The sequence below is a fragment of the Cypionkella sinensis genome (genome assembly GCF_042646385.1).
Lineage (GTDB): Bacteria > Pseudomonadota > Alphaproteobacteria > Rhodobacterales > Rhodobacteraceae > Cypionkella > Cypionkella sinensis.
On sequence record NZ_JBHRTO010000001.1, the window covers coordinates 2,705,213 to 2,723,680 of the forward strand.

Annotated in this window: 15 protein-coding genes; 12 read left to right on the forward strand and 3 right to left on the reverse strand. The window is 61.9% G+C overall.

Translation table 11 applies throughout. From position 1 onward, the window contains the following. Positions 1–130: 130 nt before the first annotated feature. Complete coding sequence (locus tag ACFOGH_RS13515) at positions 131–1,504, forward strand: leucyl aminopeptidase family protein (protein WP_380073594.1); 1,374 nt, start codon at positions 131–133, stop codon at positions 1,502–1,504. Between the two features lies 1 nt (position 1,505). After that, complete coding sequence (locus ACFOGH_RS13520; RefSeq protein WP_380073595.1) at positions 1,506–2,324, forward strand: C40 family peptidase; 819 nt, start codon at positions 1,506–1,508, stop codon at positions 2,322–2,324. A gap of 379 nt (positions 2,325–2,703) precedes the next feature. Here ACFOGH_RS13520 and ACFOGH_RS13525 read toward each other — a convergent pair whose 3' ends face one another. After that, positions 2,704–3,051, reverse strand: a complete 348-nt coding sequence (locus ACFOGH_RS13525) for a DUF2794 domain-containing protein (protein WP_380073596.1) — start codon at positions 3,049–3,051, stop codon at positions 2,704–2,706. A 413-nt stretch (positions 3,052–3,464) separates the two neighbouring features. Then, positions 3,465–4,457, reverse strand: coding sequence for an asparaginase (locus ACFOGH_RS13530; protein ID WP_380073597.1), 993 nt, complete (start codon positions 4,455–4,457; stop codon positions 3,465–3,467). Between the two features lie 178 nt (positions 4,458–4,635). Here ACFOGH_RS13530 and ACFOGH_RS13535 point away from each other — a divergent pair, with 178 nt between their 5' ends. The 6 genes from ACFOGH_RS13535 (at position 4,636) to ACFOGH_RS13560 (ending at position 9,835) form a co-directional block, all read left to right on the forward strand. Then, complete coding sequence (locus ACFOGH_RS13535; RefSeq protein WP_380073598.1) at positions 4,636–5,163, forward strand: invasion associated locus B family protein; 528 nt, start codon at positions 4,636–4,638, stop codon at positions 5,161–5,163. 305 nt (positions 5,164–5,468) lie between these two features. Then, on the forward strand, positions 5,469–5,762 hold the full coding sequence (locus ACFOGH_RS13540) for a hypothetical protein (protein WP_380073599.1): 294 nt from the start codon (positions 5,469–5,471) through the stop codon (positions 5,760–5,762). A gap of 428 nt (positions 5,763–6,190) precedes the next feature. Further along, positions 6,191–6,649 (forward strand): 6,7-dimethyl-8-ribityllumazine synthase, encoded by a 459-nt coding sequence (locus tag ACFOGH_RS13545; protein WP_380073600.1) that lies wholly within the window; start codon positions 6,191–6,193, stop codon positions 6,647–6,649. A gap of 82 nt (positions 6,650–6,731) precedes the next feature. Further along, positions 6,732–7,913 carry a 23S rRNA (adenine(2503)-C(2))-methyltransferase RlmN gene (gene rlmN / locus ACFOGH_RS13550; RefSeq protein WP_380073601.1) on the forward strand — a complete coding sequence of 394 codons (1,182 nt, stop codon included), beginning with the start codon at positions 6,732–6,734 and terminating at the stop codon, positions 7,911–7,913. A 211-nt stretch (positions 7,914–8,124) separates the two neighbouring features. After that, a complete protein-coding gene (locus ACFOGH_RS13555; protein ID WP_380073602.1) occupies positions 8,125–9,162 on the forward strand; it encodes a fatty acid desaturase in 1,038 nt (345 codons plus the stop codon). Between the two features lie 4 nt (positions 9,163–9,166). After that, complete coding sequence (locus ACFOGH_RS13560) at positions 9,167–9,835, forward strand: dienelactone hydrolase family protein (RefSeq protein ID WP_380073603.1); 669 nt, start codon at positions 9,167–9,169, stop codon at positions 9,833–9,835. A 31-nt stretch (positions 9,836–9,866) separates the two neighbouring features. On the opposite strand, the gene ACFOGH_RS13565 is transcribed toward ACFOGH_RS13560, so the two are convergent. Further along, a complete protein-coding gene (locus ACFOGH_RS13565; protein WP_380073605.1) occupies positions 9,867–10,544 on the reverse strand; it encodes a hypothetical protein in 678 nt (225 codons plus the stop codon). A gap of 324 nt (positions 10,545–10,868) precedes the next feature. Here ACFOGH_RS13565 and cysD point away from each other — a divergent pair, with 324 nt between their 5' ends. The 4 genes from cysD (at position 10,869) to ACFOGH_RS13585 (ending at position 18,348) form a co-directional block, all read left to right on the forward strand. After that, entirely contained in the window at positions 10,869–11,804 is a 936-nt protein-coding gene (gene cysD, locus ACFOGH_RS13570) for a sulfate adenylyltransferase subunit CysD (RefSeq protein ID WP_380073606.1), read from the forward strand. Next, a complete protein-coding gene (gene cysN, locus ACFOGH_RS13575) occupies positions 11,805–13,730 on the forward strand; it encodes a sulfate adenylyltransferase subunit CysN (RefSeq protein ID WP_380073607.1) in 1,926 nt (641 codons plus the stop codon). It begins immediately after the preceding gene. 250 nt (positions 13,731–13,980) lie between these two features. Beyond that, the gene (locus ACFOGH_RS13580; protein ID WP_380073608.1) at positions 13,981–15,234 is read left to right on the forward strand and encodes an efflux RND transporter periplasmic adaptor subunit; all 1,254 of its coding nucleotides are present in this window, start codon (positions 13,981–13,983) and stop codon (positions 15,232–15,234) included. A gap of 3 nt (positions 15,235–15,237) precedes the next feature. After that, entirely contained in the window at positions 15,238–18,348 is a 3,111-nt protein-coding gene (locus tag ACFOGH_RS13585; RefSeq protein WP_380073609.1) for an efflux RND transporter permease subunit, read from the forward strand. The last annotated feature ends 120 nt before the right edge of the window (positions 18,349–18,468 follow it).

Below are 18,468 nucleotides of genomic sequence, written 5' to 3' on the forward strand. Positions count from 1 at the left end.
CATGGCGAAGGCGATGGCCTTCACCAGATTGAAGAAAGTGACTCTCCATCCCACCTTATCGGCCATAGCCGGGGGTTGCAGCGGCAGATGGAAGCATTAGGCTCTGCGCGTCATAACAAAGGATGCGCCGATGGTTCCCGCTTTTGCTGATGCTGATGCCGTGTCGCGGCCGCTTTACGTCGTCGGGGTCGATGGTCTAGCGGCGTTCCTGTCAGCACAGCCCGAATCCGTGCGGGCGTGGCTGACGGCTTCGGGGTTTGCGGCCGCATTGGGCGATCTGCGCCTGATCCCCGGTGGCGATGGCGTGGCCGCAGCGGTGATCGGCTATGGCACCCCCGCCACGCGGGCGCGCGGGCGGTTTGGCTTGGCGAAAGCCACGGCCCTGCCCGCCGGCGCATGGCACCTGGTTGGCGATCTGACCCCGGCGCAGCGCGATGAGGCCGCCTTGGGCTGGCTGCTGGCGCAATATCGCTTTGACCGCTACCGCAAATCGCCAGCAGCCGAGGCGACGCTGGTGCTGCCCGAAGGCTGCGACGGCCCGCGCCTGCTGGCGATGGCGGCGGGCGAATATCTGACCCGCGATCTGATCAACACCCCCGCACAAGACATGGGCCCGGATGAGTTGGAAGCCGCGTTTACCGCCCTCGCCACCCGGTTCGGCGCGCGCTCTAAGGTGGTTAAGGGCGCAGCCCTGCTGGAGCAGAACTTCCCGATGATCCACGCGGTCGGCCGCGCCTCGCCCCGCGAACCGCGTTTGCTTGAGATGCACTGGGGCAACGTCGGGCCAAGCCTGACTTTGGTCGGCAAGGGCGTGTGTTTTGACACTGGCGGTTTGAACATCAAGACCTCGGGCATGACGCTGATGAAAAAGGATATGGGCGGCGCTGCCACGGTGATGGGGCTGGCGCAGATGATCATGCAGTTGGGCCTGCCCCTGCGCTTGCGGGTGATCGTGGCGGTGGTCGAGAATGTGATTGCAGGCAACGCCCTGAAACCTAAAGATATTCTAACCTCGCGCAAGGGCCTGACGGTTGAGGTCAACGATACTGATGCCGAGGGCCGTCTGGTGCTGGGCGATGCCCTGGCGCTGGCGACCGAGACGCCGACGGATGTGCTGATCTCGATGGCAACGCTGACCGGGGCCGCGCGCACCGCGCTGGGGCCGGATCTGGCACCCTATTACACCGACGACTCCACGATGGCGCAAGCGTTGGAACAGGGTGCGACCGCAACCTTCGATCCGGTCTGGCGGCTGCCGTTCCACACGCCTTACGAGCCTATCATCGAACCCGGCATCGCCGATCTCGACAATGCCCCCGGCTGGGGTTTCGCCGGGTCGGTGACGGCAGCGCTGTTCCTGCGCCGCTTTGCCGATCATCCGCGCTATATGCACTTTGACATCTACGGCCACACCCCCGCCGATGCGCCTGCGCGGCCCAAGGGCGGCGTGGGCCAAGGCGCACGCGCCATTCTGGCGGGGCTTCCGACCATGTTGGGGCTGTAAGATGGATCGCCGCACCACGCCTGCCACCCCGCGCGTCGCCCATGTCTCGCTGAAAGGCATCGTCGAGGCCCCCCAGTATACCGAAGGCGAAAAGCGCCGCGTGGCCATGCCCTTGGTTGACCTGCTGCGCAGCCCCGGCGGTGCGCGCGATCGGCAGCTTTTGCTGGGCGACGGCTTTACTGTGATTGACCATCAGGATGGCTATGCTTTCGGCTTTGCTGCGAAAGACGGCTATTGCGGCTGGCTGCCAGAGGCAGCGGTGGGCGAAGCGCCGAAGCCGACCCATTGGGTCGCCACCCCCGGCACGCATCTTTACCCCGAACCGCGCGTGCAAGCGCATGAGATTGCCGCACTCAGCATGGGTGCGCAGGTCGCGGTGATCGCCCAAGGTGCGAAGTTTACCGAAACCACGCAAGGCTTTATCCCAACGCCGCATCTGCTGCCGCTGGGGCAGTATCATACAGACCCGATTGCGGTGGCCGAGGGGTTTCTGAGTGTGCCCTACCTGTGGGGCGGCAATTCCCGCGCCGGGATTGATTGCTCGGGTCTGGCGCAGGGCGCGCTGCTGGCTTGCGGCATCAAGGCGGCGGGCGATTCCGATATGCAGCAGGCTTTGGGGCAAGAGATCCCTGAGGGCGTGGCATTGCAGCGCGGCGATCTGCTGTTCTGGAAGGGCCATGTCGCGCTGGTGGTGGACGCGCACCGCCTGATCCATGCCAACGGCCACACGATGTCAGTGGCCTATGAGGGGATCGAGGCCTGCATCGCCCGCGTGCTGGCGGCAGAGGGCCAACCTGTCAGCCATCGGCGCAGGTTGTAGCGCGCTACGTCACCAACCGGACGGGAACTGCCCTATCCACTTGCCCGATTTGGCCCGCGACAAATCGGGCCGCGCCTGCCTGCCCTAGGGCAGGCGCGAGTCCGCGCCCGCCCAGGCAGCCGCGCCCCGATTTCCAACCCGACGGTTTGTGGCACAACACCCCTTGCTTGACGGCTTTCAGCCTTACAAGCAACGAACCGGAAAACTCTGCCCCGCAGAGTTTTCTACCGGTTCGGGGAAAATATGACGGAGGCTTGCTAAATCTGCAGCAGCGGCCCCCCCCCCAACTCCCTCGCCGCCCCGGACTTGATCCGGGGCCTCATGGTTGGACCGGAGGCCCCGGATCAAGTCCGGGGCGGCGTGGTGCCGGGTGACACCATCACTCCACCGGACGGATCAGCTTTTGCTCCAACACCCGAAGCACCTGCGCCAGATCATGCCCCCGGCGCAGAATAAACCCATCCATCCCCACCACCGCATACATGCCCTGCCGCGCCCGCAGCTTGGGGCGCTTTTCGATGCGATACAGCGGAAATTCAGCGGTGCGGCGAAACACAGAAAACACCGCCACCTCGCGCAGGAACGACAGGCCATAGTCGCGCCATTCGCCCGCAGCCACCATCTGCCCATACAGCCGCAAGATCGCGCCAAGCTCGTGGCGATCAAAAGTAACCTGATCCGGCAGGGGCTCTGGCGCTGGGAAAGGGGTCGGCGTTTGCACCGTCATGGGCAAAGTTTACCCAAGGCCTGCGGCAAATCAAGCCCTGCAAATGGCATGACACAACCCCTGCGTGTAAATGCCTGTCCAGCTTGGGGACTCGTGCCCCGAAGTTGCCGCGACAATGCCCGTAAATGGCCCCGCGCCCTGCGCAATGCCGCCCCGATCAGGCGTCATACAGAACGGGCTACAGTGCAACGAAACCGGTGGAGCAAGTCTTTGCCCCCGCCCAGCTTGCTTCACCGGCGCTGTCGCAACAAAGGCCTCTACCGCAAGGTAGGGGCCTTTTCCGCATGGTGCACAGGCCGCAGAACTGGCGTAGAACCACGACATGTTGTGGATTTTGGCCTAAAGGCACCTGCAAACCACAAGTCATTCCCAGTTGGGAAGTCGCCGGGGGCCTGCTCCGCCTAGGCCCTCAGCTACAGAAACCCCGGAGCCAGCCGCAACTCTCCCACCGTCAGGCCCCGGCAATTCACCTGCGGCGCGGGCAGGCGTTTCTGCGCCATCGGATGTGCGCCATCCAGCACCCCCAACTGCGCCAGAATCGCCACCAAGGCCGCTTCCGAGGCGCGGGAATTGCCGTCCTCGATCTTCAGCGCCACTCCCAGCTTTTTCTCGGGGATAATGGCGATGAACACCGCCTCCGCGCCAGTCTTGATCGCCACCCGGCCCCCCATCGCCCGCATCAACTCGGTGCAGGCGCGGCCCTCGCCGGCCACCAGTTCGGGATGTGCCGCCATGGATCGGGCCAGACGGTGCATCGCCCGCTCGCGCACCGACCCGGTGTCCGAGGCTTTCGCAAACGCCGCCATGCCGCGCGCAAGGCCCGCCACCGACATGGCAAAATTCGGGGCCGAGCAGCCGTCGATGCCGTAACCGGCGGCAGTCTCACCGGTGACTTCCTCGGTCGCGGCCTTGATCGCCTTTTGCAGCGGGTGATCCAGTTCAACATATTCCGGCCCGGCTTTCAGATGCCGGGTGGTGGTCAGAAAACCCGAATGCTTGCCGGAACAGTTGTTGTGCAACTGGCAGGGCGCCTCGTGCCCCTCGATCAGCCGATCCCGCTCGGTGCGGTCATAGGGCTCGTGCGACCCGCAGCGCAGGTCAGCTTCGCCGAGGCCCAGATCAGCCAACCAGCGGCTTGCCATGTTGACATGCAGCGCCGCCCCCTGATGGCTGGCGCAGGACAGCGCAATATGGGCATCGGTCAGCCCCGCAGCCTCGGCAGCCCCGGATTCCAAAAGCGGCAAGGCTTGCAGCATCTTGCACGACGAGCGTGGAAAGATCACCCGATCCGGGTCGCCCCAGGCCTGCACCACTTGACCCGCTTCATCACAGATCACCGCATGGCCGCGGTGCGTGCTTTCCAGCAATCCGCCCCGCCACAGTTGCACCATTTCCGCCGCTGCCATGCCATCCCCCTCACATATGCGCGATTTTCTGCCCGTTTGGCCCCGGCAGGGCTTTCACGAAGCGTCATTTTTCGGTTATGAAGGCATATCGAGTGAAATTCTTGCGCGCCATCGAAAAACCGCACCTGAAGCGGTCGCACAGGCGGGCAGAGGCAAAACGGCTTGGAGGCTGTAGAATATGACAAGCTGGATGACGCGCGCGGCAGGCGTTGCGATGATGTCCATGATGGGCTTTGCGACCAGCGCTGTGGCGCAGGAATCGACCAATCGCGTCGCCACCATGACGGATTGGAGCGTGTTTGCCGACAAGAACCCGACCGAATGTTGGGGCGTGTCCAGCCCGAAGGAAACCGTGAACACCAAGGATGGCAAGCCAGTCTCGGTGCGGCGCGGCGATATTCTGCTGTTCGTCACCTTCCGGCCCGGTGCCAAAGGCGAAACCTCGTTCTCGGGCGGCTATCCGTTCGCGCCGGGGTCGACGGTCAAGCTGGATGTCGATGGCACCTCGTTTGATCTGTTCTCGGATGGCGAGTGGGCTTGGCCGGGCACCTCTGAGGATGATGCGACCATTCTGGCGGCGCTGAAAAAGGGCACCACGGCGGTGCTGACCGCGCGTTCGGCCAAGGGCACGCAGACCAAAGACAGCTTTAGCCTGCGCGGCTTTACCGCGGCGATGGACGAAGCTGCCAAGCAATGCGCGAAGTGATCACGGCTTTGGGCCGGCCCTGACCTGGGCCGCCTGAAACTTCTTCCCATCTGGGAACGCCTTGTGTGCAATGATTGAATTCGGCCCTTTGGCAACTATATGTTGTGGTATAGTGGCGCGCGCGCGGTTTACCCCAGCTTAACACGCTTTCTGATTTCCCCCAGCCTTTATGCCCGCGAACACCCAAAGACCTGCGCTTTGGGTGTTCGCGTTTTGGCGAAGTTGTTCTCTATTTCGTGACTCTGGTTGAATTTGTTCTTGTTCTGTTCTATATTCAGACTCGAGAACCAAGACGGGGTGATGTTATGGAAGCCACTACATTTGCCATCGCTGCGACAGAGCGGCAGTTGTCTTACGCCCGCGCTTTGGCGCAGCGCAACGGGGTCGTGCTGCCATGGGATGTGCAGTTGGATCGCCGCAGCCTGAGCGCGTGGATTGATGCGCAGGCCAAGCTGCGTCCGATGGAAAGCGATGGGCGGCCCAGCTCGAAACAGGTCGCCTTTGCCGAAAAGATCGCGCGCTACAAGCGCCGTGCGGTGCCGGATGAATGTTTCCGCGACCGCCAGTTGCTGGCACGCTGGATCGACAGCAACCGCTGACGTTAGGGCTGATCGACATTCACGCGCTTGCAGAGCGTCACGTCGGGCGGAAACAGGAAACGCACTGCGTTTCCCCGCCCGCGCGAGCGGTTTACCCCTGAAGTCGCGTCAACGAGGAATCACATGAGGCCAGTGCCCGACCCGGCGGGCGAGAAGCGCCCGCCATTGGCGGGTCGGGCGCTGCGTCGGGCCTTTGAGGCCCGGCGGTTTCAGCGGCACCGGCATCGCATGGCGAAGGCGGTGGCCTTCGCCAAGTTGTTGAGGATGGATGTCGATACCCTCTGGAGTTAGCGCAAGCAGGTCGGAAATGGCATGAAAACCATGTCATTTCATCTGCCTGACGGCTCTATTTCAGAATATGCATCCATTGCCCCGCCGCAGCGTGAAAGATATGCAGGGGGCAATTCTTATGCATGGAACCACAGCGCATGACCCAAGCCCAGACCCCCGCCCGCATCGCCTTTATCAAAGCCCGCTGGCACGCCGAAATCGTCGATCAGGCGCACAACGGCTTTGTGGCCGAGGCAAAAACCCTGCTGCCCGGTGCCACGATTGATGCCTTTGAGGTGCCCGGCGCGTTTGAGATGCCGCTGGTGGCGAAAAAGCTGGCCAAGACCGGGCGCTATGATGCGATCGTCGCGGCGGCCTTGGTGGTGGATGGCGGGATTTACCGGCATGATTTCGTCGCAGGTGCCGTGGTGACGGGGCTGATGAATGTCGGCCTGGAAACCGGCGTGCCGGTGTTTTCGGTGTCGCTGACTCCGCATAACTTCCAGCCGGTTGACAGCCTGATCAGCTATTACACCGCGCATTTCGTCAAAAAGGGTGCCGAGGCCGCCCATGCGGTGCAGCAGATTCTGGCGCTGGAGCCGCAGCTTTCGGCATAGGGCGCGCAGGGCTGATATTGCGTGGTTTCGTTTTGCGCGCTTATCCCCTATATCAGCACCTTCAAAGCCCAAGGACTCTGCCATGACGACCGCCCCGATCACGCAAGACGTGCTGACCATTCCGCGCAAAACGCCCGAGGGCGGCAAGCCCAATCTGGTCGGCATGACGCGCGATCAGATGCGCGATGCGCTGATCGCCGCAGGCACGCCGGAAAAGGCCGCCAAGATGCGCGTGGGGCAGGTCTGGCAATGGGTCTATCATTGGGGCGTGCGCGATTTTGACCGCATGACCAATCTGGCGAAAGACTACCGCGCGCTGCTGGCCGAGAATTTCGTGCTGGAAGTGCCGGAAATCGTGACCAAGCAAGTCTCGACCGATGGCACCCGCAAATATCTGGTGCGCATCGCCGGCGGGCACGAGGTTGAGGTGGTCTATATCCCCGAAACCGATCGCGGCACGTTGTGCATTTCCAGCCAGGTCGGCTGCACGCTGACCTGTAGTTTCTGTCACACCGGCACGCAAAAGCTGGTGCGCAACCTGACGGCGGCGGAAATCGTCGGCCAAGTCATGCTGGCCCGCGATGATCTGAACGAATGGCCGGTGCCCGGCGCGCCCAAGGTGGAAACTCGTCTGGTCAGCAACATCGTGCTGATGGGCATGGGCGAGCCTTTGTATAATTTCGAGAACGTCCGTGACGGCATGAAGGTTGTGATGGACGGCGAGGGCATCGCCTTGGGTCGCCGCCGTATCACGCTTTCCACCAGCGGCGTGGTGCCGGAAATCGCCCGCACCGCGCAAGAAATCGGCTGTCTGCTGGCGGTGTCGTTCCATGCGACCACCGATGACGTGCGCGATGTGCTGGTGCCGATCAACAAGAAATGGAACATCGCGACGCTGCTCGAGGCGCTGCGGGAATACCCGAACCTGACCAATTCCGAACGTATCACCTTTGAATATGTGATGCTGGATCATGTGAACGACAGCAAGGAAGATGCGCACCGCTTGGTGGAACTGCTGCGCGGCATCCCGGCCAAGGTCAATCTGATCCCATTCAACGAATGGCCGGGCGCGCCTTACAAACGCTCCAGCGGCAACCGGATTCACGCCTTTGCCGACATCCTGTATAACGCCGGTTTCGCCACCCCGATCCGCACCCCGCGCGGTGAGGATATCATGGCGGCCTGTGGTCAGTTGAAATCGGCCACCGAAAAGCAGCGCAAATCGGCGCAAAAGGCCAGCGCCAAGGCCGCCGCGGCTGAGTGAAAACGTCGCAGACACCCGATTGTGTCAACACAATGGAACCAAACCGCAAGTTTCCGCTTCACAGCGGGGCTTGTGGGCGTCATGGTGGCGAAACCCGTTAATGAAACGGCAAACATGGTCGTGCATCATCGTGCGACCCAATCAACACAAGGCGCTAAACAGGCGCTGCGGCCCTCCGGTGGCTGACCGGGCGAGCGTAAGGGCGCTTTGAATGACACAGACCGAGACTACCGCGCAGGCGGTTGAACGCACCGCCAAGGAATGGGTGTTGGTGCTGGCGAAGTATCGCGAGCCTTCGACCTTCCGTTCGGTGTTTGAACTGATGGCCACGCTGGTGCCGTTCGTGATGCTGTGGGGGCTGGCTTGGGTGTCGCTGGAAATCAGCTATTGGCTGGCCTTTGGCATTGCCCTGCTGAACGGGGTGTTTCTGGTGCGGATCTTCGTGATCCAGCACGATTGCGGCCATGCTTCGTACTTCACCAGCCGCACCGCGCAGGATTGGGTCGGGCGCTGCTTGGGAGTGTTGACGCTGACGCCCTATGACGTGTGGAAGCGCACGCATTCCATCCACCACTCGCACCACGGCAACCTTGATCAGCGCGGCATCGGTGATGTGCTGACGCTGACGGTCGAAGAATACCGCGCCCGCAGCCCCATGGGGCGGTTTCTGTATCGGATGTATCGTCACCCGCTGGTGCTGTTTGTGCTGGGGCCAAGCTATCTGTTCATCCTGCAAAACCGCCTGCCGTTCGGGCTGATGGACAAGGGATGGAAGTATTGGACATCCGCCATGGGCACCAATGCCGTGATCGCGATTGCGGTCGGGTTGATGATCTGGCTGGGCGGCTGGATGCCCCTGTTGCTGATCTATCTGCCCACTTCCGTGATCGCGGCGACGATTGGGGTCTGGCTGTTCTATGTGCAGCACCAGTTTGAAGAAACCCATTGGTCGAAAACCGAAGACTGGCAGTTGCACGAGGCGGCGCTGGAAGGGTCTTCGCATTATGTGCTGCCGCAACCGCTGCGCTGGTTGACCGCCAATATCGGCATCCACCATGTACATCACCTCTACAGCCGCATCCCGTTCTACCGCCTGCCCGAGGTGTTGCGCGACAATGCCGACCTTGCCCAAGCCCAGCGTTTGACGATTGTCGAAAGTTTCCAGTCCGTAAAGTTGCATTTGTGGGATGAAAAACTACAAAAGCTGATGTCGTTTCGAGAGGCGAAGCGGTTGTACGGAAGGGCCTGAACTTATGGGTGAGAATATTCGACTGACGGCCAGCGATGGCTTTGTCTGTGATGCCTATGTGGCGCGCCCCGCAGGTGTGCCCAAGGGTGGCATCGTGGTGGTGCAAGAGATTTTCGGCGTTAATCCGCATATCCGCAGCGTGGCGGATCGCTATGCGGCGGAGGGTTATCTGGCGGTCGCCCCGGCGCTGTTTGACCGGGCAGAGCCTGGCTTTCAATCCGGCTACCAGCCCGAGGATATGCCGCGCGCCTATGCGATGATCGGCAAGGTTTCCAGCGGGCCTGCCTTGCTCGACATCGCTGCGGCGATTGCGTTTGCGGCAGAGGCCGGCAAAGTTGGCGTTGTCGGCTTTTGCTGGGGCGGCACGCTGGCTTGGACGGCGGCTGCCAAACTGCCGGGCCTGTCGGCAGCGGTGGGCTACTACGGCGGCAACATCCTGGACCTGACCGATCTGCAGCCGCAATGCCCGGTCATGCTGCATTTCGGCGCGCTGGACGACCATATCCCGGTCGACAAGGTGCGTGCATTCGCAGCGGCACGCCCTGAGTTGCCGATCTATATCTATGATGCCGGTCACGGCTTTAACTGCGATGCGCGCGGATCATATGACGCGACATCGGCCAAACTGGCGCAGGAACGCACCTCGGCGCATTTCGCCAAGCATTTGGCATAGCCACCCGACTTAAAGGCTTTATGCGGCGCGCTTATGGCGCCGCATATCCCAAGGCCACAGCGCCGCGCTCAAACTCGGCCGCCGTCAGGGCGCCGTCGTCGTCAAAGTCGAACATCTGCGCAATGCCCTTGCCGCCACGGCCATATCGGCGGCTTTGCGACCGCGTAGTGACGGCTTCGCGCAATTCATCTGCCGATAACACGTTGTCTTCGTTGGCGTCGGAGGTGAAAAATGCGTCTGAAATCCCGTCCGAAGGCATGAATTCCAGCGTGTCTTTCAACTCTTGCTTGGTGATCTGACCATCGTTGTTCAGATCAGCGGCCAGCATCTGCCCCCAAAGTTGCGCGCGCTGTCTGGCGTCTTGCACTTGCTCGGCGGCGGCATAGCGAAACGGTTTGGTCAGGTTGTTGTCGCGCATCTCGCCCATGCGGCCAAAGATTTGCTGCCGCAGCATCTCGGCATCGCGGCGGGGGCGACCGACTTGCAGCACCATTTGCAGAATCTGACGGGCCTCAGAATTGCCGTCCGACTTGGCCATCATCAGCGCCAGATCGGGGGTGACTTTGAAGTCCGGCCCCACGCGCAAACCCATTGCTTCCATCTGCGCCTGAAAAAGCGCATCGCCGTCGCTGAACGCGACCTCGGCGCTGGCCGACACAGCATTCAGCGAAATCAAAGCGGCACAAAAACAAGCGGCGGCGCGGCGCATGCGGAAACTCCTGTCAAATACTACACCTGCGCAATCGCAGACAATTTTGGCACAACTGTGACAGGCAAATCCGCGCCTTGCGGCCAACTGCCCGTGCCGATGGATCGCGCCGCAGGCCTGTGACAGAAAAGAAGGGCGTTCCAGCTTTGGCGACATCGTTGGAACCAAATTGACAGCCCGCGCCTGTTGATATGCCTGAACGCCGCCGACACCGCAGATTTTGGGCAAAATTTCTTGTGTTTCGGCACAAATTCAGCTTTGGCCAACTAGCGCCAGCGGTCGAAAATTGCCAAATAGCGCCAACAAAGCTTGAAGGATGCCCGCATGACCACCAGCACCCCTACCGCAAAAGGCCTCAGCGCCAGCACGCTGACCCATTTGCAACGGCTTGAGGCCGAAAGCATTCATATCATGCGCGAAGTGGTCGCCAATGCCGAAAACCCGGTGATGCTGTATTCGGTGGGCAAAGACTCGGCCACCATGCTGCATCTGGCGAAGAAAGCCTTCTACCCCGCGCCGCCGCCGTTCCCACTGCTGCATGTCGATACGACGTGGAAATTCCGCGAGATGTACAAGCTGCGCGAGAAAGCCGCGAAAGACGCCGGGATGGAGTTGATCGTTTACCACAATCCCGAGGCGGTGGAAAAAGGCATCAACCCGTTCGACCACGGATCTTTGCACACCGACATGTGGAAGACCGAGGGTCTGAAACAGGCGCTGACCAAGTATAACTTTGACGTGGCCTTTGGTGGCGCGCGCCGCGATGAGGAGAAGTCGCGCGCGAAAGAGCGTGTGTTCTCGTTCCGCTCGGCCAACCATCGGTGGGACCCCAAGAACCAGCGCCCCGAGTTGTGGAAGCTGTATAACACCCGCAAATCCAAGGGCGAAAGCATCCGCGCCTTCCCGATTTCCAACTGGACCGAGTTGGACATCTGGCAATACATCCACCTTGAGGGCATCGAGATCGTGCCGCTGTATTTCAGCGAAAAGCGCCCGGTGGTAGAGCGTAACGGCATGTTGCTGATGGTGGATGACGACCGTTTCCGCCTGAACCCCGGCGAGGTGCCGCAGATGAAATCGGTGCGCTTCCGCACTTTGGGCTGCTATCCGTTGACCGGGGCTGTGGAGTCTGAGGCCAAGACGCTGCCCGAAGTCATTCAGGAAATGCTGCTGACCACCACATCGGAACGTCAGGGCCGCGCGATTGACCACGATCAGGCCGCCTCGATGGAGAAGAAGAAACAAGAGGGGTATTTCTAAATGACCGCCGCCGTAAACACCCCTGTAGACCCCATCTATGTCACCGATCAGTTGATCGCCGACGACATCGACGCCTATCTGTTGAAGCACCAGCACAAGACCATGTTGCGGTTCATCACCTGTGGCTCGGTCGATGACGGCAAATCGACGCTGATCGGGCGCTTGCTGTATGACAGCAAGATGATCTTTGAAGATCAGTTGGCCTCGCTGGAGCATGACAGCAAAACCTCGGGCACGCAGGGGCAGGACATCGACTTTGCCCTGCTGGTGGATGGTCTGGCGGCCGAGCGCGAACAGGGCATCACCATCGACGTGGCCTACCGTTTCTTCGCCACCGACAAGCGCAAGTTCATCGTCGCCGACACGCCGGGACACGAGCAATACACCCGCAACATGGTGACGGGGGCTTCGACCGCTGACCTTGCGGTGATCCTGATCGACGCGCGCCAAGGCGTGCTGACCCAGACGCGGCGGCATTCCTATCTGGTGAAACTGCTGGGCATCAAGAACGTGGTGCTGGCGGTGAACAAGATGGATCTGGTGGGCTACAGCCAGGAACGCTTTTACGAGATCGTCAAGGATTACAGCCACTTCGCCAAGCAGATCGGGATGGAGGCTTTCCTGCCGATCCCGATTTCGGGGCTGAAGGGTGAGAATATGATCACCCGCTCGACCCAGATGCCGTGGTATACGGGCCAGACGCTGATGGAGCATCTGGAAACCGCGCCGGTGAATGATGCGCGGATGCTGGATGTGCCGTTCCGTATGGCGGTGCAATGGGTGAACCGCCCGAACCTCGATTTCCGCGGCTTTGCGGGCCAGATCGGCGCGGGCGTGGTGCGCCCCGGCGATGCGATCCGCGTGCTGCCTTCGGGCAAGACCACCACGGTCAAATCCATCGTCACGATGGATGGCGATCTGGATCAGGCGATTGCCGGCCAATCGGTGACGATCACCTTCAACGATGAGGTCGATTGCTCGCGCGGGGATGTGATCGTCAAGGCGGATGAGCCTTGCGAAGTGGCGGATCAGTTTGAAGCCACCTTGGTGTGGATGGACGAGGCCGCGATGCTGCCGGGCCGCCCGTATTTGTTGAAAATCGGCACCCAGACCGTCACCGCCACAGTGACCGAGCCGAAGTATGAGGTGAACATCAACACGCTGGAGCATCTGGCGTCGCGCACGCTGGCGCTGAACGCGATTGGCGTTTGCAACCTGTCGATTGACCGCGCGATTCCGTTTGAGGCTTACGCGACCAACCCCGATCTGGGCGGTTTCATCCTGATCGACCGGATGACCAACGCCACCGTCGCCGCCGGGATGATCCATTTTGCGCTGCGCCGCAGCCAGAACATCCATTGGCAGGCCGTGGATATTGATCGCAACGCCCATGCCACGCAGAAAATGCAAAAGCCTGCGGTGGTGTGGTTCACCGGGCTTTCCGGGTCGGGCAAATCGACGATTGCGAACCTTGTCGAGAAAAAGCTGCACGCTTTGGGCAAGCACACGTTCCTTTTGGATGGCGACAACGTCCGCCACGGTCTGAACCGCGACCTCGGCTTTACCGATGCCGACCGGGTGGAGAACATCCGCCGCGTCGGCGAAGTGGCCAAGCTGATGACAGATGCAGGCCTGATCGTGCTGACTGCCTTCATCTCGCCATTCCGGTCCGAGCGCCGAATGGTGCGCGATCTGATGGCAGCGGGCGAGTTCCTTGAGGTCTATGTCGATACCCCGTTGGCCGTGGCCGAAAGCCGCGACGTGAAAGGGCTGTACAAGAAAGCCCGCTCTGGCCAGTTGAAAAACTTCACCGGCATCGACAGCCCCTATGAGGCCCCGGATGCCGCCGAAATCGTGGTGAACACCACCGATCTTTCGGCAGAGCAAGCCGCAGACCGCATCGTCGAGGCGATCCTCGCGCGCTGACGGCTGCCAAAGCCAGATAAAGGCCGGGCCCAGCGCCCGGCCTTTTGGCATTAAAGGGCCGCACACCAACTCGTGAACCCAAACGCAGCCGCGAAACGATTCATTTTGCACAAAGCGCGACGGAAACCTTTCCGCCCGGCGTAAAAGCCTTATCTTCAGCGCAGCTTTGCTCAGCCGCCGAAACGTGCTGTGTGCCTATTGTTGTGCCGCCCCGCGCATTGCTTGCAGAATAATCAAAAACGGACCTCATATGTTTCAGACTTCGCCCGCTAATCGCCCGCGCCTTGGCCTTCGCACCTTTGGTCTGATCTCGCTGCTGTCTTGCGCCCTGTTCGCGCTGGATGCAGCAGCGCAAACCGGACCGGGCGGGCCACCCCAAGGGCCGGTGAGTGTGGGGACGATCACCGTGCAAACCGTGGATGTGCCCTATGTGCGCACTTTGCCGGGGCGGGCGGTGGCCTATGAAACGGGCGAGATCCGGGCGCGCGTCAGCGGCGTGGTCGAGGAAATCCTGTATGCCGCGGGCGACAAGCTGAAACCCGGCGATCCGATGTTCAAGATTGAAGACACCACCTATGTCGCGGCTTTCGCCTCGGCCAAGGCGGCGCTGGCGGGGGCGGAGGTGGCGCGCGATACCGCGCAGGCCACGGTCGACCGCTACAAGACCCTGCAAGGCAGTGCTGTCAGCAAGGCCGATCTGCAAACCGCGCAAGCCACCGCCGCCGCCGCCGTTGCCAGCTATGCCGCAGCGCAAGCCGCTGTTGACGTGGCCCAGCTTGATCTGGATCGCACCATCGTGCGCAGCCCGATTTCGGGCATCGCGGGTATCCCCAGCGTCTCGGTCGGGGCGTTGGTCACGGCCAATCAGGCCGATGCCCTGGCGACCGTGACGCGGCTTGACCCGATCTACATTGATGTCAGCGACTCCAGCGCCGGGATGCTGCGGGTGCGCGCCCAGATCGACGATGGCAGCCTGAAACTCGGCACCAAGGTTGGCGTGGCCTTGGTGCTGGAGGATGGCACCACCTATGACGGCCAAGGCACCGTTGTGGTGCTGGGCAATGTGGTGTCAGCCACCACCGGCACCTTTGATCTGCGCGTGCAGTTCGACAACCCCAAGCGGCTGATTCTGCCGGGGCAGTTTCTGCGGGTCAAGCTGACGCTGGGCAGCACCAGTGCCAAACTGGTGCCACAGCGGGCCACCGGGCGCACCTCAGACGGCACGCTGACGGTGTTTGTCGCCAAGGATGGCGTGGCGAAGAAAGTCGCGCTGACCAGTTCGGGCACGCAAGACAACGCCTGGATTGTCACGGGCGGGCTGGAGGATGGCGATCTGGTGATCGTCGATGGCCTGACCAACCTGCGCGACGGGGCCGAGATCAAGCCGGTGCCGGTGACGATTGACGCCGATGGCGTGGTGCATGACGCACCCACCCCCGATGCCGCCAGCCCAGATACGGCTAAACCCGAAGCTGGCAAGCCCGCCGCAACAGGGAATAACTGAGCCATGCCGCGTTTTTTCATTCACCGCCCGGTGTTTGCCTGGGTGCTGGCGATTGTGGTGATGCTGGCCGGGGCCTATTCGCTGCTGCAACTGCCCGTCTCACAATATCCCGACATCGCCCCCACCACGATCCGGGTTTCGGCCAGCTATGCAGGGGCTACGGCTGAGGCCGTGCAAACCTCGGTCACGGAAACCATCGAAGACGGTCTGACCGGGCTGGAGGGGTTGCTGTATACCGTTGGCTCGTCCTCGACTGGGCGGGCAAGCCTGACGCTGACCTTTGACGACAGCGTTGACCCGGATGACGCGCAGACCAATGTGCAGGCCAAGGTGGATCAGATCACCCGCCGCCTGCCCGATGCAGTGCAGGATTCCGGCGTCAACGTCACGCGGTCGTCGTCGTCGATCCTGCTGGTGGGCTCGCTGGTGTCGAAGGATGGCCGCTATAGCACGGTGCAACTGGGCGACATCATGTCATCGACCGTCGAGGGCGCGGTTCTGCGCACCGATGGCGTTGGCAGCATCAACTCTTTCGGCTCGGGCTATGCGATGCGGATCTGGCTGGATCCGATGAAACTGGCGGAATTTGCCATGACGCCCGCCGATGTGGTCAACGCGGTCAGGGCGCAAAACACCACGGTTTCCATCGGCTCGCTGGGCGCGCAACCTGTCACACCGGGCCAGCAGTTCACCGCCACCATCACCGCGCAAAGCCAGCTCACCACGGTCGAGCAGTTCGAACAAATCCGCCTGACCACGACCGCCGCAGGCAACACTGTGCGCTTGGGCGATGTGGCGACGGTCGAGATTGGCAAGGAAACCTACGGTGGCGACTCGCGGTTCAACGGGGCCAATGCCTCGGGCTTTGGGGTGAACCTGGCAAGCGGCGCCAATGCGGTGGATACGGCGGCGGCGGTGCGTGCCACGCTCAGCGGGTTGGAAGCAGCCCTGCCCGAAGGTGTCGAAGTGCAATACGCCTATGACACCTCCCCCTTCGTCGAGCTTTCCATCGAAAAGGTAGAACATACCCTGCTGGAAGCCATCGCGCTGGTGTTCCTCGTCATCCTGGTGTTCCTGCAAAACTGGCGCGCCACGCTGATCCCGATCATCGCGGTGCCGATCGTGCTGCTGGGCACCTTCGCCGTGCTGGGGGTTTTGGGCTATTCGATCAACACGCTGACGATGTTTGCCATGGTGCTGGCGATTGGCCTTCTGGTTGATGACGCCATCGTGGTGGTGGAAAACGTCGAGCGCGTGATCGCCGAGGAAGGCCTGCCCCCGGTGGAGGCCACCGAAAAAAGCATGAGCCAGATCACCGGCGCGCTGATCGGCATCGCGCTGGTGCTGTCGGCGGTGTTCTTGCCGATGGCGTTCACATCGGGGTCAACGGGCGTGATCTACCGGCAGTTTTCTGTCACCATCATCTCGGCCATGCTGCTGTCGGCGGCGGTGGCGCTGATCCTGACGCCCGCGATGTGCGCCAGCATCCTCAAGCCGCATTCCGCCCATGGCACGGGCTGGCTTTCCGCCCCCGGTCGGTGGTTCAACACGGGCTTTGGCGCGGCGACCCGCGGCTATGCCAACACGCTGGCGGGTATCCTGAAATGGCCGTTTGCCATGGTGCTGGTGCTGGGCCTTGTTGGTGGCGGTGCTGCCTCGATCTATGGCCGCATCACTGGGTCATTCCTGCCGTCAGAAGATCAGGGCGTGCTGATGACGCGGATTTCGCTGTCGCAAGGCTCGACCACTGCGGCCACGCTGGATGTGGTGCGTCAGGTCGAGGAATATCTGAACACCGAAGAAAAAGCGGCGGTGGAATCCACCTTTGTCGCAATGGGCTTCGGGTTCAGCGGCACCGGGCAAAATCAGGCAATGGTGTTTGTGAAACTGCGCAGCTTTGACGAACGCAGCACAGCCGATCTGTCGGCCAAGGCGGTGGCGGCGCGAGCCAATGCCAAGTTCAAGAGCTTGCGCGCGGGCACGGTGCAGTTCAACCAACCGCCCGCGATTCAGGGCCTTGGCAACTCGGCGGGCTTCTCGATGTATCTGGTCGATCAATCCGGCGCGGGCAATGATGCCTTGTTTGCCGCCGCCGCCGATCTGATCAAACAGGCGCAGGCCAGTGGCCGGGTGATCAACCTGCGCAGCGGCGCGTCCGAGGATGAGGCCGCGCTGAAATTGGTGATTGATCAGGAAAAGGCCGCCGCGCTGGGTGTGTCCTTGACCGAAGTGAACGCCATGCTTTCGACGGTGTTTGCGGGGCAAGAAGTGAACGACTTCCAGCTTGGCACCGCATTGCGCCCGGTGATCGTGCAGGGCATCGCCGGGGCGCGGATGCAGCCCGAAGATGTGCTGGCGTGGTTTGCCCGCAACGCTGATGGCGAGATGGTGCCGTTCTCGGCGTTTTCCAAAACCGAATGGGCGCCGGTTGCGCCCAGCTTGGCCCGGATCGACGCGCTGCCCGCGGTGCAGATCAACGGCGCACAGGCCGATGGTGTGTCCTCGGGTGAGGCGATGGACACGATGGAGCAACTGGTGGCCGCGATGCCCGGTGGTTACGGTGTGGCATGGACCGATCTGTCGTATCAGGAACGCCAATCGGGCAACCAAGCGCCCTATCTTTACGCGCTGTCGGCGTTGGTGGTGTTCCTGTGTCTGGCGGCTTTGTATGAAAGCTGGGCGATCCCGTTCTCGGTGATGCTGGCGGTGCCGGTGGGGATTTTGGGGGCGCTGATTGCGGCGTGGTTGTTTGGCCAGTCGAATGACGTGTATTTCAAGGTGGGTTTGCTGACGACGATTGGTCTGGCGGCAAAGAATGCCATCCTGATCATCGAGTTCGCGCGAGAGCTGGAAACGCATGGCCGCACCCCGGTGCAAGCCGCGCTTGAGGCCGCGCGCACCCGTCTGCGCCCCATTCTGATGACCTCGCTGGCGTTCATCCTGGGGGTGTTGCCGTTGGCCATCGCCAGCGGCGCGGGCGCAGGCGCGCAAAACGCCATCGGCATCGGCGTGCTGGGCGGGATGCTGTCGGCCACCGTGCTGGGCATCTTCATGGTGCCGTCGTTCTATGTCGTGGTGCGCAGGCTGACGATGAAGAAGGCGAAGACTGTCTGAACGTTGGCCGTTTGGCAGATTTGTCCGGCGACAAATCTGCCCGCGCCTGCCTGCCCCCGGCAGGCGCGTTTCCGCGCCAGCCAGTCAGGCGCGGGCAGATTTCACAGCGTGGAGTTTAGC

Bases quoted from the DNA above. Each gene is read 5' to 3' on its own strand.
- cysN (WP_380073607.1), top strand. From the start codon at position 11,805: ATGACCGCCGCCGTAAACACCCCTGTAGACCCCATCTATGTCACCGAT.
- ACFOGH_RS13555 (WP_380073602.1), top strand. From the start codon at position 8,125: ATGACACAGACCGAGACTACCGCGCAGGCGGTTGAACGCACCGCCAAG.
- ACFOGH_RS13565 (WP_380073605.1), bottom strand. From the start codon at position 10,544: ATGCGCCGCGCCGCCGCTTGTTTTTGTGCCGCTTTGATTTCGCTGAAT.
- ACFOGH_RS13515 (WP_380073594.1), top strand. From the start codon at position 131: ATGGTTCCCGCTTTTGCTGATGCTGATGCCGTGTCGCGGCCGCTTTAC.
- cysD (WP_380073606.1), top strand. From the start codon at position 10,869: ATGACCACCAGCACCCCTACCGCAAAAGGCCTCAGCGCCAGCACGCTG.
- ACFOGH_RS13580 (WP_380073608.1), top strand. From the start codon at position 13,981: ATGTTTCAGACTTCGCCCGCTAATCGCCCGCGCCTTGGCCTTCGCACC.
- ACFOGH_RS13545 (WP_380073600.1), top strand. From the start codon at position 6,191: ATGACCCAAGCCCAGACCCCCGCCCGCATCGCCTTTATCAAAGCCCGC.
- ACFOGH_RS13525 (WP_380073596.1), bottom strand. From the start codon at position 3,051: ATGACGGTGCAAACGCCGACCCCTTTCCCAGCGCCAGAGCCCCTGCCG.
- ACFOGH_RS13530 (WP_380073597.1), bottom strand. From the start codon at position 4,457: ATGGCAGCGGCGGAAATGGTGCAACTGTGGCGGGGCGGATTGCTGGAA.
- ACFOGH_RS13540 (WP_380073599.1), top strand. From the start codon at position 5,469: ATGGAAGCCACTACATTTGCCATCGCTGCGACAGAGCGGCAGTTGTCT.
- ACFOGH_RS13585 (WP_380073609.1), top strand. From the start codon at position 15,238: ATGCCGCGTTTTTTCATTCACCGCCCGGTGTTTGCCTGGGTGCTGGCG.
- ACFOGH_RS13520 (WP_380073595.1), top strand. From the start codon at position 1,506: ATGGATCGCCGCACCACGCCTGCCACCCCGCGCGTCGCCCATGTCTCG.
- ACFOGH_RS13560 (WP_380073603.1), top strand. From the start codon at position 9,167: ATGGGTGAGAATATTCGACTGACGGCCAGCGATGGCTTTGTCTGTGAT.
- rlmN (WP_380073601.1), top strand. From the start codon at position 6,732: ATGACGACCGCCCCGATCACGCAAGACGTGCTGACCATTCCGCGCAAA.
- ACFOGH_RS13535 (WP_380073598.1), top strand. From the start codon at position 4,636: ATGACAAGCTGGATGACGCGCGCGGCAGGCGTTGCGATGATGTCCATG.